13 protein-coding genes are annotated in these 12,617 nt (G+C 72.1%); 7 read left to right on the top strand and 6 right to left on the bottom strand.

The window, feature by feature from the left end; genetic code table 11:
* Positions 1 to 123 precede the first annotated feature (123 nt).
* Positions 124 to 1,008 carry an MBL fold metallo-hydrolase gene (locus tag OG624_RS04325; RefSeq protein WP_371639097.1) on the top strand — a complete coding sequence of 295 codons (885 nt, stop codon included), beginning with the start codon at positions 124 to 126 and terminating at the stop codon, positions 1,006 to 1,008.
* Between the two features lie 57 nt (positions 1,009 to 1,065).
* Here the strand turns inward: OG624_RS04325 and OG624_RS04320 are convergent, their stop codons facing one another.
* The 5 genes from OG624_RS04320 to OG624_RS04300 all read right to left on the bottom strand — a co-directional run bounded on the left by OG624_RS04320 (position 1,066) and on the right by OG624_RS04300 (position 5,773).
* Positions 1,066 to 2,016 (bottom strand): glutathione S-transferase family protein, encoded by a 951-nt coding sequence (locus OG624_RS04320; RefSeq protein WP_371640831.1) that lies wholly within the window; start codon positions 2,014 to 2,016, stop codon positions 1,066 to 1,068.
* Positions 2,017 to 2,223: 207 nt separating this feature from the next.
* Entirely contained in the window at positions 2,224 to 3,060 is an 837-nt protein-coding gene (locus OG624_RS04315; RefSeq protein WP_033225849.1) for a class II glutamine amidotransferase, read from the bottom strand.
* 87 nt (positions 3,061 to 3,147) lie between these two features.
* Entirely contained in the window at positions 3,148 to 3,660 is a 513-nt protein-coding gene (locus OG624_RS04310; RefSeq protein WP_033225806.1) for a pyridoxamine 5'-phosphate oxidase family protein, read from the bottom strand.
* A gap of 161 nt (positions 3,661 to 3,821) precedes the next feature.
* The gene (locus OG624_RS04305; RefSeq protein ID WP_371639096.1) at positions 3,822 to 5,264 is read right to left on the bottom strand and encodes a glycoside hydrolase family 16 protein; all 1,443 of its coding nucleotides are present in this window, start codon (positions 5,262 to 5,264) and stop codon (positions 3,822 to 3,824) included.
* Positions 5,265 to 5,551: 287 nt separating this feature from the next.
* A complete protein-coding gene (locus tag OG624_RS04300; protein WP_033225804.1) occupies positions 5,552 to 5,773 on the bottom strand; it encodes a hypothetical protein in 222 nt (73 codons plus the stop codon).
* A 218-nt stretch (positions 5,774 to 5,991) separates the two neighbouring features.
* Here OG624_RS04300 and OG624_RS04295 point away from each other — a divergent pair, with 218 nt between their 5' ends.
* Positions 5,992 to 6,201 (top strand): acyl-CoA carboxylase epsilon subunit, encoded by a 210-nt coding sequence (locus OG624_RS04295; RefSeq protein WP_033225802.1) that lies wholly within the window; start codon positions 5,992 to 5,994, stop codon positions 6,199 to 6,201.
* A gap of 50 nt (positions 6,202 to 6,251) precedes the next feature.
* Here the strand turns inward: OG624_RS04295 and OG624_RS04290 are convergent, their stop codons facing one another.
* Positions 6,252 to 7,883, bottom strand: a complete 1,632-nt coding sequence (locus OG624_RS04290; RefSeq protein ID WP_352165016.1) for an FAD-dependent oxidoreductase — start codon at positions 7,881 to 7,883, stop codon at positions 6,252 to 6,254.
* A gap of 275 nt (positions 7,884 to 8,158) precedes the next feature.
* Between OG624_RS04290 and OG624_RS04285 the strand changes: the two genes are divergently transcribed.
* From OG624_RS04285 to OG624_RS04265, 5 genes are all read left to right on the top strand, one after another.
* Positions 8,159 to 9,256: a SchA/CurD-like domain-containing protein gene (locus tag OG624_RS04285; protein ID WP_033225800.1), complete on the top strand. Its 1,098-nt coding sequence runs from the start codon at positions 8,159 to 8,161 to the stop codon at positions 9,254 to 9,256.
* A gap of 154 nt (positions 9,257 to 9,410) precedes the next feature.
* The gene (locus OG624_RS04280) at positions 9,411 to 9,854 is read left to right on the top strand and encodes a cupin domain-containing protein (protein ID WP_161293001.1); all 444 of its coding nucleotides are present in this window, start codon (positions 9,411 to 9,413) and stop codon (positions 9,852 to 9,854) included.
* Positions 9,851 to 11,122, top strand: a complete 1,272-nt coding sequence (locus OG624_RS04275; protein ID WP_033225798.1) for a beta-ketoacyl-[acyl-carrier-protein] synthase family protein — start codon at positions 9,851 to 9,853, stop codon at positions 11,120 to 11,122. Before OG624_RS04280 ends, OG624_RS04275 begins: the two co-directional genes overlap by 4 nt.
* Positions 11,119 to 12,345 carry a beta-ketoacyl synthase N-terminal-like domain-containing protein gene (locus OG624_RS04270; RefSeq protein ID WP_033225797.1) on the top strand — a complete coding sequence of 409 codons (1,227 nt, stop codon included), beginning with the start codon at positions 11,119 to 11,121 and terminating at the stop codon, positions 12,343 to 12,345. Before OG624_RS04275 ends, OG624_RS04270 begins: the two co-directional genes overlap by 4 nt.
* 17 nt (positions 12,346 to 12,362) lie before the next feature.
* Complete coding sequence (locus OG624_RS04265) at positions 12,363 to 12,617, top strand: acyl carrier protein (protein ID WP_371587213.1); 255 nt, start codon at positions 12,363 to 12,365, stop codon at positions 12,615 to 12,617.

Below are 12,617 nucleotides of genomic sequence, written 5' to 3'. Positions count from 1 at the left end.
CAGCCTAGCAAGTCCGTGAAGCCGAAATAATTACAGCTTGAATGATTTGAACTTGATGTTTATGGTGGCGTCGTCGCCGCGGCACACCGCGGCGACCTGATGGCACTTCACAGGAGAGAACCCATGGCCGACTTGACGGAAACTCAGGACGTACGACTGCGCCGACCGGCGGGAATCCGCTCGATACGGCTGGGCGACACCAAGGTGTCGTACGTGCCGGACGGCGACGTACGGCTGCGCCCGCTGCAGCTGCTCCAGGACAGCACCGACGAGGTGTGGGCCGCGCACCCGGAGTACCTGGACCCCGAGGGCCACCTCGTGGGGAGCGTCGGCGGTCTGCTCGTGGAGCACGGCGGCCGCGCCCTGCTGATCGACGCGGGCTTCGGCCCGCAGGAGCACGCGGCACCGGACGGCCCGCTCGCCACGATCCGGGGCGGCTCGCTCGTGCGCAGTCTGGCCGAACTCGGTCGTCGTCCCGAGGACATCGAGGCGGTGGCCTTCACCCACCTCCACGCCGACCATCTCGGCTGGGCCTGCCACCCCGCGCCCGGCGGCGACCGCCCGGTGTTCGCCCACGCCGCGTACCTGATCTCCGCAGGCGAATGGGAGGGGCGCGAGCTCCTGGTGGCCCAGGGCATGGCCGAGCAGGTCGCGGCCCTGGCGCCGCGCGTGCGGACGATCACGGAGGGTCAGGAGATCTTCCCCGGTGTGCGGGTACGGATCACCCCCGGCCACACGGTCGGGCACGCCGAGTACGTCATCACGGGCGGCGGGCGCCGTCTGATCGCCTTCGGGGACGCCGTGCACTCGCCCCTCCAGATCGACCACCCGACCTGGTCCTCGGGCTTCGACCACGACGGCGCCCTCACCGCCGCTCACCGCCGCCGCCTCGTCGCCGAGCTGGCGGAGCCCGGCACCATCGGCTTCGGCGTCCACTTCGCCGACGTGGTGTTCGGGCAGGTCCGGCAGGACGGGGCCGGCCCGGCCTGGCGCCCCCTGGACGAGTGAACGGGGGCTCGGGCGACGCTCGGGGTCCCGGCCGACGCCGATCTCCCGGGCGCGGGCTCAGGACGCGAGGGGGTTCGCACCCGGCGGGACGGTCTCCTCGGGAGCGACGGGTCCGGGCGCGGTACCGTCGCCGAAGGGGCGGCCGCCCAGCGCCGCCCGGTCGTGCGGTGCGAGCCAGCCCGACAGGTCCGGCCCGGCGGGCACGATGCCGGTCGGGTTGATGTCCTCGTGGACCAGGTAGTAGTGACGCTTGATGTGGTCGAAGTCCACGGTGTCGCCGAAGCCGGGGGTCTGGAACAGGTCGCGCGCGTAGGCCCACAGCACCGGCATCTCCGACAGCTTCTGCCGGTTGCACTTGAAGTGGCCGTGGTACACGGCGTCGAAGCGCACGAGGGTGGTGAACAGTCGTACGTCCGCCTCGGTGATGGTGTCGCCGACCAGGTAACGGGACGCCCCGAGCCGCTCCGTGAGCCGGTCGAGGCGGGCGAAGAGCTGTTCGTACGCCGCGGCGTAGGACTCCTGGGACCCGGCGAACCCCGCACGGTAGACGCCGTTGTTCACCTCCTTGTAGACGGTCCCGTTCACGGCGTCGATCTCCGCCCGCAGCTCGGGCGGGTAGAGCGCCGGGGCACCCTCACGGTGGTACGCCGCCCACTCCAGCGACATGTCGATCGTGAGCTGCGCGAAGTCGTTGGTCACCACCTCGCCGGTCGGCACGTCGACGACGGCCGGAACGGTGATGCCCCGGCCGTAGTGGGGGTCACGGGCGAAGTAGGCCTCCTGGAGCCGCTCGATGCCGAGCACGGGATCACGGCCCCCGGGATCGAGGTCGAACCGCCGGCTCCGCTCGTCGTGCGTCGGCCCCGCCACCGCCATCGGGAGCGCCTTCTCCAGCCCGAGGAGCCGGCGCACGACCACGGCACGGCTCGCCCAGGGGCACGCCCGGCTGACCACCAGCCGGTAACGGCCCGGCTCCACGGCGAAGCCCTCGCGTCCGTCGGCGGTGATCCGGGTGGTGAGGTGCCGGCTGTCGCGCGCGTACTCCGGTGCCCCGCTTCACATAGCTCACCTCAGGCCCCAGCCTTCCCTGTGCGTCGAGGATGCGCTTCGGCCCGACCGTGCCGATGCGGACACGGAAGGTGACGACGGGCATGTCCTTCGGGGGAGCGCCTACCCGCCACCTCGCCCGCCACGCCCTCGCCCGGTCCGGCGGGGTCAGAGTTCGGGAAGGAAGGGGAGGTAGTCCGCGTGGGGGCCGGAGGGGATCACCGCGTAGCTGCTCTCGGGGAGCTCGTTCCAGACGCCCGGCAGGTCCCCGAGCGGCTCGGAGACCACGAGGCGGGTCTCGTCCGAGACCTCCTTGAGGTAGGGCAGCTCAGGGTGGAGGTGGCGGACGGTCTCGGCCCTGCTGCTGTAGTAGAGCGTCCGGGACTTCCCCTGGCTGGAGTAGCGGAAGGCCCAGACGCGCTCGCCGTCACTCACCGCCACCGTCATCTGGAGCGGTTCGGGCACGCCGTGCTCCTTGCCGAGGCGCTCCACCAGCCCCGCCATCCTGGCCACGGCGCCCGGGGGGTCCTGGTCGAGACCGAACGTGACCGCCAGGTAGAACATCACCTCGGAGTCCGTGGACCCCTCGATGCACGGGAACAGCGCCGGATCGACGGCCATGCAGAGGTCGCGCTGCAGCCGGTGGAAGTCCGCGATCGCGCCGTTGTGCATCCACAGCCAGCGGCCGTGGCGGAACGGGTGGCAGTTGGACTGCTGGATCGCCGACCCCGTCGAGGCCCGGACGTGCGCGAAGAACAGTGGCGAGCGGACGTGCGCGGCGAGTTCCTGCAGGTTGCGGCTGTTCCAGGCCGGGCCCACGTCGCGGAAGACGGCCGGTGTGCCATCGCCGTCGGCGCTGTACCAGCCGATGCCGAAACCGTCGCCGTTCGTCGGTTCCGCGCCCATCCGGGAGCGGAGGCTCTGATTGATCAGCGAGTGCTCCGGGCGGTAGAGCACGGTGTCGAGGAGCATGGGCGAACCCGAGTAGGCGAGCCACCGACACATGCGCACCATCCCCTTCGCGACCTGCTTCGAGCCTAACCCCACCGATGTCACGGTTCCCGCGGGACAGGCCGGCCGAGCAGGGGCGGGTCAGGAGAACAGCCAGCGCGTCTGGCTGTACCCGCCCTTGCCGAAACCGAAGGCCGTGCTCGGGCGCACCGCGAAGACCACCGCTTCGCCCGCGTCGGGATTCACGAACACCCCGTCGCCGATGTCGAAGTGCCACTCGGCGCCGTATTTCGCCTCCCAGGCGGCGGCGAGCCGGCGCAGCCGCTCGGGATCCGTGACCCGGGCCGCCACGCCCTCGACGACCAGGTCGAATCCCTCGTGGAGGGTGTTGGTGCCGGTGGTCAGGACGACGTGCGCGTTGCCGCGGAGGTTCTTGGCCTTGCGTTCCTCGGGCCCGGTGCAGAAGTGCAGGGCGCCGTCCGCCCAGACACCGATCAGCGGGGTGACGTGCGGGCGCGCGTCGGGGCGTACGGTCGTCAGCCAGTACAGCTCCGCCGCGGCCAGCCGGGTGACGGCCTCCCGCCAGGGCACGGCCTTCGCCCGCTCCTCGCTGTAGCGCGCGTCCAGCTCGGCGCGGGGTTCCTCGTCGGCCATGGGCTGTCCTCCTGCTGCGGCTCCCGCCGCGGCTCCCGCTCCGGCTGCGGTCTCCTGCGGCGGTCGCTCACCAGCCTGTCCCGCGCGACCCCGGCCGTCCACCGGGGCCGCCGCGCCCGTGTCGTCCCCGCGAAGTCCCGCGGGGACGACACGGCCGGCCGTCAGTGACCGAAGTCGAACCAGTTGACGTTCACGAAGTCGGCCGGCTGGCCGCTGGCGAAGGTCAGGTACACGTCGTGGGTGCCCGTGACCGCCGTGATGTTCGCCGGCACCGTACGCCAGCTCTGCCAGCCGCCGGTGGAGGCGACCGAGAAGCTGCCGACCGGAGCCGAGGCGGGGTTGTCGAGCCGGACCTCGACCAGGCCGCTGACCCCGCCGGCCGCACCGCAGGCCACCCGTCCGTAGAACTGCCGGGCCGGGGTGGAACCGAAGTCGACGCCTCGGAAGACCGCCCAGTCACCGTTGCCGATCGCCGCGAGGTTCTGACCGCCGCCGCTGTCGGCGGTGTTCTCCTTGGACAGGCCCGACTGGCCGTCGTAGGACTCGGCCTGGATCGCCGTGTACGCGTCGCGCCCGCCGGGCGGCGTGGTCGGCGGGGTGGTGGGCGGTGTCGTCGGAGGAGTGGTGGGCGGGGTGGTGGGAGGTGTGGTGCCGCCGGTCGACCGGAGGACGGACACGTAGTCGACGACCATCGCGTGCCCGGGCTGGGTGCCCGCGTCCGGGCCGCCGCCGAAGGCGTCCGGGAAACCGCCGCCCATGGCCACGTTCAGGATGATGAAGTAGCCGTGGTTCGTGGCATTGGTCCAGGTCGTCGCGTCGACCTGATCGGCCCGCACCGTATGGAAGTTGAACTCGTCGACGTAGAAGCGCATCTCCTCGACGGCGGTCGAGCGGTCCCACTCGACGGCGTACGTGTGGAAGCCGGCCTGGCAGGTGGCGCCGGGGCAGGCGCGCTGGCCGCCGATCCCGGAGGTCTCGTTGCAGGGGCCGCCCGGGGTCGTGCCGCAATGCAGGGTGGCCCAGACGTTGTTGAGGCCCTGGACGTTCTCCAGGATGTCGATCTCGCCGATGCCCGGCCAGTTCCACCAGTTGCCGCGGTACGGCGCGCCGAGCATCCAGAAGGCCGGCCAGTAGCCCTTGGCGGCCGGGCCCGTCACGTTCGGCATCTGGATGCGGGCCTCCGACCGGAGCTTGCCGCCCGCCGGGGGCTCGAAGTCGGCCCGCCGGGTCTCGATGCGGCCGGACGTCCAGTTGCCGGCGGCGTCCCGGCGCGGGGTGATGCGCAGGTTGCCCGTGCCGTCGAGGGAGACGTTGGCGGGGTCGGCGGTCATCGTCTCGATCTCGCCCGTACCGAAGTTGGCGGGTCCACCGGGGTAGGAAGTGCCGGTGGTGTAGAGCCAGTCGGCGGTGTTCACCCCGGATCCCGCGGCTCCGTCGAACTCGTCCAGGAACACCCGGGACCAGCCGGTCGGTGTGGGAGGAGCCGCGGCGCTCGCGGGCAGGATCACGGCCGCGGCGATGGCCGCGACCACGGTGATCGTGCCGAGCGCGGCCGACACGGCCCGCCGGACCGTCGGCCGCTTCCTGCCGGATATCTCGTGCATGGATGCCCTCTCTCAAGCGCGCCGAGGCGCGGTGCGGGGGGAAGGGTCAGCGGATCGGCGCCTTGAGAGCGCTCTCAGAGCGGCGCCGCTGGACACTGTCCTCCGCGCCCTCACGGGCAGTCAAGAGATTGAACCGGCAAAGCGCTTTCAGGCAGGGGGAGTTCAAGCAGTGAACGCGAATCCCCGCGGGGCGACGCCGCGAATGTCGACCGGGGCCCGTACCGCCGCCGCCGACGGACGGTCGACGGCGGCGGGGCGCTCACCCGTACGGACCAACTCGCCGTACGTCATACCGGCGGACCGAGCACCTCCTCGGCGCCGGGCAGGTCATGGACGGAGGCCGCCGTCCCGGTCAACGGCAGCAGACCGGACAACGGGCACGGCACGGGCATCTCGTGGTCGACCTCCCACTGCCCGACCGTGTTCCCGCCCGCGTGGTCCATGGTGCAGACGGCGTACAGGTTCCCGGCACAGCCCCGGCACAGCAGCGGCCGGTGGCCGGTCACCACGGCCGGTCCGAAGTGCCGCGCGGAACACGTTCTTGTAGCGTCGGTCGCGACAGGACTCCCGGTGTTCCCACCGGAGTCCGCCGGCCGGTTCGCTCACGCGGAACACGTCCCGTCAGCGCTCCGAGCCACCCGTGTGCCGCCCGCGCCGGAGCCGAGCCGGTCCGCCCCTCGCGAAGCGACCGGGCGCACGCGCAGCCCCCGTGAGAGAGGCCGTGCCGATGTCGAAGGATGTCCCGATAGCGAGCCTGCTGCGTGTGGAGCGGGGCGTCGCCGCCCCTGAGGAACTGGCCGCGATCGCGGTCGTCGTCGCGTGTTACGCCGGGCGGACCTCCGGCGGCGGGGACGAGGCCGGCGCCGCCGGGCCCGGCCGCCGGCGTACCGCCGTACCGGCCGCCGGCTGCTGGGCAGGTTGCTGGGCCTGCCGCTGAACCCCTTCCGCCGGCCGCACGCACGGCCGGCGGAAGCGGGGGCGAGGTTCTCACGCCCGGCGCAGCACCGTCGAGAGGACCTCGCGCAGCGTCGCCGCGGCATCGGCCACGGCTCCCTCCGAGCGCCAGGCCACGAACCCGTCCGGCCGTACGAGCACGGCTCCCTGGGGGCTCATCGCGTGGACCTCGGTCCAGTCGGAGCGTCCCTCCTGGACCAGGTCGGCATCCGGCCCGGAGCCGATGGTGTAGGTGTCCAGCCGCAGCGACAGTTGCTCGGCCACCCGCCGCGCGGCCCCCTGCCACGGCGTCCCCGTACCGCTGAGCAGCACGAAGGAACGCTCGTAGAGGTCCAGCGTGGAGATCCGTTCACCCGCCCGGGTCACCCACATGTGGGGGGCCCGGGTCCCGGTGTCGCCGACCAGGCGCAGGTTCTCCGGGATGACGGGCCGTCCGGGCTCGCCGCCGACGAGCGCGCCCTGCGGGTAGCAGTAGCCCATGGCGGTGGTCAGGACCCCGCTGCCCGGCCCGCCGCCCATCGTGGGCGGGGGCGCGTACCCCGGGTGGCTGTGTTCGGCCGAACGGGCCGACGCCCGCTCACTGGTGGCCCTGGCCACGGGCAGCCGCTCGGCCTCGTAGGTGTCGAGCAGTCCGAGGCCGGCCGAGCCGTCCAGTACCGCGGCGATCTTCCACGCCAGGTTGTGCGCGTCCTGGATGCCCGTGTTCGAGCCGAACGCCCCCGTGGGGGACATCTCGTGGGCCGCGTCCCCGGCCAGGAACACCCGACCGGACGCATACCGCTGCGCCACCCGTTCGGCCGCGTGCCACGGCGCCTTGCCGCCGATCTGCACGTCCAGGTCGGGTACGCCGATCGCGTCGCGGATCTGATCCACGCAGCGCTCGTCGGTGAAGTCCTCCAGGGTCTCGCCCTGCTCCGGGTGCCACGGGGCGTGGAAGACCCACTGCGTCTTGTTGTCCACCGGCAGCAGTGCCCCGTCCGCCCCCGGGCGGATCAGGTAGCAGACGATGAAGCGCAGGTCGCCCAGCACCTCGACGAGCTTCTCCGAGCGGAAGGTGACGCTCACGTTGTGGAACAGCTCGCCATTACCCGTCTGGGGGATCCGCAGCTGCTCCCTGACGGGACTGCGCGGCCCGTCCGCGGCGATCAGGAAGTCGGCGCGCACGGTGATGTGCTCGCCCGTCTCCCGGTCCTTCACCACGGCGTTCACCCCGGTGGCGTCCTGGTCGAAGCTCATCAGCTCGGTGGCGAACCGCACGTCCGCGCCCAGCTCACGGCTCTGTTCGGCCAGCACCGGCTCGATGTTGTTCTGGCTGCACAGACACCAGCCGGTCGGACTGAACCGGGCCAGCGCCCCGGCCGGATCGATCGACTTGACCAGCCAGTTGTGGTCGCCGTCGGTCAGCGACCGGGCCTGCAGAATGCCCTGATTTCCCTCCAGTACGGACGCCGCCCGGCGGATCGCGCGCTCCGCCCCTGCCGTGCGGAAAAGCTCCATCGTCCGGGCGTTGATGCCACGGCCCCGCGGGTGTGCGGAGGTGCCGGAGTGCTTCTCGACCAGCAGGTGCCTCACTCCGTGGCGGCTCAGGAAAAGCGAGGTGGACAGGCCCACGAGGGAGCCGCCCACGACGAGAACCGGTACGCGAACATCGGCGTTGTCTTCCATCAGCTGCGGGCTCCTGTTTTCTGTGTGGGGGAGTGGAGTCTTTATGCCCCCGATCCGCGATGAGGCCCAGTTGATTCGCCGGTTGTCACCCGCTTGATCCGGACATGTAGCGGTACGTCCCCACCCGGATGACGATGAGCGACAGCGGCTCCCCCTGAGACGCGCCGGCCTGCCGTTCCCCACCGAGGCGGCCGCCGGCCCGGGCGGACGCCACCGGTGACGGACGAGGGGTCCGTACGCGATGGATCTCCACCCCCTCATGAAGGAGTGAGTAGATGACAACCACCCTGTCCGAACGGGTGTCGCAGTCAGCCTTCGACGGCTCCATGCTCCGGGTCGTCCTGCTGATGGATCTCCACGAGGGGACCCAGCAGCAGTTCTTCGAGGCGTACGAACAGCTCCGCGACGACATCGCGTCGGTTCCGGGCCACATCAGCGATCAGCTGTGCCAGTCCTTCGAGAATCCCTCCCAATGGCTCATCACCAGTGAGTGGGAGAGTGCCCCGCAGTACCTCGCATGGGTCAACAGCGAGCACCACGCCGAACAGGTGAAGCCGCTCGGCGCGTGCGCCCGCGCGATGCGCCCGCTCAAGTTCACCGTCCTGCGCGAGACCGGCCGCGGCTACGGCCAGGCGGACCGCCCGGCCGCGGCGCGCCTGCAGCAGACCCCCCGGCTGGGAGCCGGCATCGTGCGCCACGCCCTCACCTTCACGGTCAAGCCGGGCAGCGAGAAGGAGGTCGCCTCGATCCTCTCCAGCTACGCCTCGCCGGAGGCCCGGGTCGACGACCACACCCGGCTCTGCCGGACCTCGCTGTTCATGTACGGCAACCGCGTCGTGCGCACGGTGGAGGTCCAGGGCGACCTGATGGCTGCCTTGCGCCACGTCTCCGAGCAGCCCGGGGTCCGGGCGGCGGAGGAGGCGCTCAACCCGCATCTGGAGAAGGACCGGAACCTGAACGATCCGGAGTCCGCCCGCATGTTCTTCATGCGCGCCGCGCTCCCGGCGGTCCACCACATCGCCGCACCCGAGCCCGAGTCCGCCGAGGTGCAGCGGCACGCGCTCTTCTACCCGGCCAAGCCCGGCTGCGGCGCGGCGCTCGCCAAGTTCCTGGCCCGGCAGGACGAGGAGGCCGCACGGAACCCGGGCAGCCCCGTTCGGAGCAGCAGCATCTTCCAGCGTGACGACATCGTCGTCCGGCTCATCGACGTCCGCGGCCCGTTCGACGCCGAGCCCGACACCACCTTCGGCGTATCGGGACCGCGCAAGGCGGCGGTGCTCGACCGGCTGACGGCCCGCGCCGGCAGGCGGGTCCGCGCCACGGGCCACACCATGAACCTGATCACGGACCGCAGGGCACCCGCGGACTCCTGATCCTCCCCGGTCCGTCCGGCCCGGCAGGCATGCCGGCCCGTCCGGTCGGTCAGGTCGATCCGGTCCACCCAGGGGCCCGTTCCACCCACTCGCCCCACCCCCGATACCCACCCATCCGCACCCAGGCTCTCCCCACACGCAGGAGGAACCCGCCATGACCCAACAGCGCCCACGCATCGTGGACCTCAGCGAGACGCCCCCCAACCGCCGGCGAGGCGGAGACCTGCGGGCGGTACTCACCCCGACCTCCGTGGGTTCCACGAGCGGCTTCATGGGCCTGGCGATCATGGCCCCCGGTGAGTCGATCGCCGAGCACTACCACCCGTACTCCGAGGAGTTCGTGTACGTGGTCAGCGGCCGCCTCGAGGTCGACCTCGACGGCGAGGCCCATCCGCTGCGCACCGACCAGGGACTCCTGGTTCCGCTGAACGTGCGCCACCGTTTCCGCAACGTCGGGGACACCGAGGCGCGCATGGTCTTCCACCTCGGCCCGCTGGCCCCGCGCCCCGAGCTCGGCCACGTGGACACCGAGCAGGCCCCGCACCCGGAGGGAACCGCGTGGGAGCAGCCCCCGGACCGGACGGGAGCGGTCTCGTGACCCGCCGGCGGGTGGCCGTCACCGGTGTCGGTGTCGTCGCGCCCGGCGGGATCGGCGTCCGTGACTTCTGGGACCTGCTCTCCAACGGCCGCACGGCGACCCGTGGGATCAGCCTCTTCGACCCGGCCGGGTTCCGCTCCCGGATAGCCGCCGAGGTCGACTTCGACCCCGCCGCGCACGGCCTCGAACCGGGCGAGGCGGACCGGGCGGACCGCTACATCCAGTTCGCCCTGGTCGCCGCCCGGGAAGCGGTCAAGGACGCGGGACTCGACCTCACCACGGACGAGGCCTGGCGGACCGGAGTCTCCCTCGGCACGGCCGTCGGCGGCACCACCCGGCTGGAGCACGACTACGTGGCCGTCAGCCAGTCCGGCTCCTGGTGGGACGTGGACCACAAGCGGGCCGGCCCCTTCCTGCACCGGGCGTTCACCCCCGCCACCCTCGCCTCCGCCGTCGCGGAGCAGACGGGGGCGAGGGGCCCGGTCCAGACGGTCTCCACCGGCTGCACCTCGGGGCTCGACGCCATCGGCTACGCCGTGCACTCCATCGCGGAGGGCCGGATGGACGTCTGCATCGCGGGCGCCTCCGACTCACCCATATCGCCCATCACGGTGGCCTGTTTCGACGCCATCAAGGCGACCTCGCCGAACAACGACGACCCGGCCCACGCCTCCCGGCCGTTCGACGCCGACCGGGACGGGTTCGTCCTCGGCGAGGGCGGTGCCGTCCTCGTTCTCGAAGAGCTGGAACACGCCCGCGCCCGCGGTGCGACCGTCTACTGCGAGATCGGCGGCTACGCCACCTTCGGCAACGCCCACCACATGACCGGGCTGACCGCCGAGGGCCTGGAGATGGCCCGTGCCATCGAAACCGCCCTCGCCCAGGCCGGCGTCGCCGCCGACGAGATCGACTACGTCAACGCGCACGGCTCCGGCACCAAGCAGAACGACCGCCACGAGACCGCGGCGGTCAAGCGGGTCCTGGGCGACCACGCCTACAAGACGCCGATGACCTCCATCAAATCCATGGTGGGGCACTCCCTCGGCGCGATCGGTGCCATCGAACTCGCGGCCTGCGTCCTCGCGATGACCCACCAGGTGGTACCGCCGACCGCGAACTACGAGACGCCCGACCCCGAGTGCGACCTGGACTACGTACCCAAGGTCGCCCGCGGCCGGAAGCTGCGCAGCGTGCTCTCGGTGGGCAGCGGCTTCGGCGGATTCCAGTCCGCCGTGGTCATGACCCGGCCGAAGGAGGAGGTCTCGTGACCAGCCGTACGGTCATCACGGGCATCGGAGTCGTCGCGCCCAACGGCGTGGGCGCCGACGCCTTCTGGAAGGCGACCCAGTCCGGCCTCAGCGTGCTGGACCGGGTCACCAGGGCGGGCTGCGAGCACCTGCCGCTGCGCGTCGCGGGCGAGGTCCGGGGCTTCGACCCGGGCGCCCTGGTCGAGGACCGCTTCCTCGTCCAGACCGACCGCTTCACCCACCACGCGCTCGCCGCGGCGGACCTCGCCCTGGAGGACGCCCGGCTCGGCCGCGCCGACTACGAGGGCGACCCCTTCTCCGTGGGCGTCGTCACCGCCGCCGGATCCGGCGGCGGCGAGTTCGGCCAGCGCGAACTGCAGCACCTGTGGGAACAGGGGCCGCGCTTCGTGGGCCCGTACCAGTCGATCGCCTGGTTCTACGCGGCGAGCACCGGCCAGATCTCCATCCGGCGCGGGCTGAAGGGCCCTTGCGGGGTCGTGGCCAGCGACGAGGCGGGCGGCCTGGACGCCTTCGCGCACGCCGTCCGAGGGATCCGCCAGGGCAGCCGGGCCATGCTGGTCGGGGCGACGGAGGCACCGCTGGCGCCGTACTCCATCGTCTGCCAGCTGGAGTACGAGGGGCTGAGCACCCAGGACGATCCCGAGCGCGCCTACCGGCCGTTCACCGACAAGGCCTGCGGGTTCGTCCCCGCCGAGGGCGGCGCGATGTTCGTCGTCGAGGACGAGACGGAGGCCGGGCGCCGCGGCGCCACCGTACGGGCCGTCCTGGCCGGCCACGGCGCGACCTTCACCGGCACCCGGCGACGGGACACCTCCGGTGAGGGACTGGCCCACGCCATCCGCGGCGCCCTCCGGGAAGCCGGCTGCGCGCCCGAGGAGATCGACGTGGTCTTCGCCGACGCCATCGGGACCCCGGAGGCCGACGCGGCCGAGGCCGCGGCCATCGCCGACGCCCTCGGCGCGCACGGGCGGAAGGTGCCGGTCACGGCGCCCAAGTCCGGTACCGGCAGGGCGTACTGCGCGGCTCCCGCCCTCGACACCGCGGCCGCGGTGCTGGCCCTGGAGCACGGCATCGTGCCGCCGACCCCGAACGTCTACGACGTGTGCCACGACCTCGACGTGGTGACGGGCAGCGCCCGCACCGCGGAGCTGCGCACCGCGCTGGTGCTCAGCCGCGGCCGGATGGGGTCGAACTCCGCGCTCGTCGTCCGCAAGGGCTCGTAGGAAGAAGGGAGAACAAGATGTCCGCCCGGCCGGCCCTGGAGGAACTGGCGGCCCTCACGAAGAAGGCCGGCATCACCGTCGATCCCACCGAGCCGGCGAGCCGGCCGCACTCCGCCTTCGACGAGTACGGCCTCGATTCGCCGGGCCTGCTCGGGATCGTCGGCGAACCGGAGAACCGGCGGAGGCGGGCCCTGCCCACCCACGCCGACCGCTGCAGGACCCCCGGGGAATTCCCCGACCTCGTCAACCACAGTCTGATGACCGGAGCCTGA

It is taken from the genome of Streptomyces virginiae (assembly GCF_041432505.1).
GTDB classification, from domain to species: Bacteria; Actinomycetota; Actinomycetes; order Streptomycetales; family Streptomycetaceae; genus Streptomyces; species Streptomyces virginiae_A.
The sequence above is the reverse complement of the archived record's forward strand: the minus strand, read 5'-3'. Positions and strand labels throughout refer to the sequence as shown.

What these genes read in the sequence shown, in the direction of transcription:
- OG624_RS04325 (WP_371639097.1), top strand. Translation starts at nt 124, where the DNA reads ATGGCCGACTTGACGGAAACTCAGGACGTACGACTGCGCCGACCGGCG.
- OG624_RS04315 (WP_033225849.1), bottom strand. Translation starts at nt 3,060, where the DNA reads ATGTGTCGGTGGCTCGCCTACTCGGGTTCGCCCATGCTCCTCGACACC.
- OG624_RS04310 (WP_033225806.1), bottom strand. Translation starts at nt 3,660, where the DNA reads ATGGCCGACGAGGAACCCCGCGCCGAGCTGGACGCGCGCTACAGCGAG.
- OG624_RS04305 (WP_371639096.1), bottom strand. Translation starts at nt 5,264, where the DNA reads ATGCACGAGATATCCGGCAGGAAGCGGCCGACGGTCCGGCGGGCCGTG.
- OG624_RS04295 (WP_033225802.1), top strand. Translation starts at nt 5,992, where the DNA reads ATGTCGAAGGATGTCCCGATAGCGAGCCTGCTGCGTGTGGAGCGGGGC.
- OG624_RS04290 (WP_352165016.1), bottom strand. Translation starts at nt 7,883, where the DNA reads ATGGAAGACAACGCCGATGTTCGCGTACCGGTTCTCGTCGTGGGCGGC.
- OG624_RS04285 (WP_033225800.1), top strand. Translation starts at nt 8,159, where the DNA reads ATGACAACCACCCTGTCCGAACGGGTGTCGCAGTCAGCCTTCGACGGC.
- OG624_RS04280 (WP_161293001.1), top strand. Translation starts at nt 9,411, where the DNA reads ATGACCCAACAGCGCCCACGCATCGTGGACCTCAGCGAGACGCCCCCC.
- OG624_RS04265 (WP_371587213.1), top strand. Translation starts at nt 12,363, where the DNA reads ATGTCCGCCCGGCCGGCCCTGGAGGAACTGGCGGCCCTCACGAAGAAG.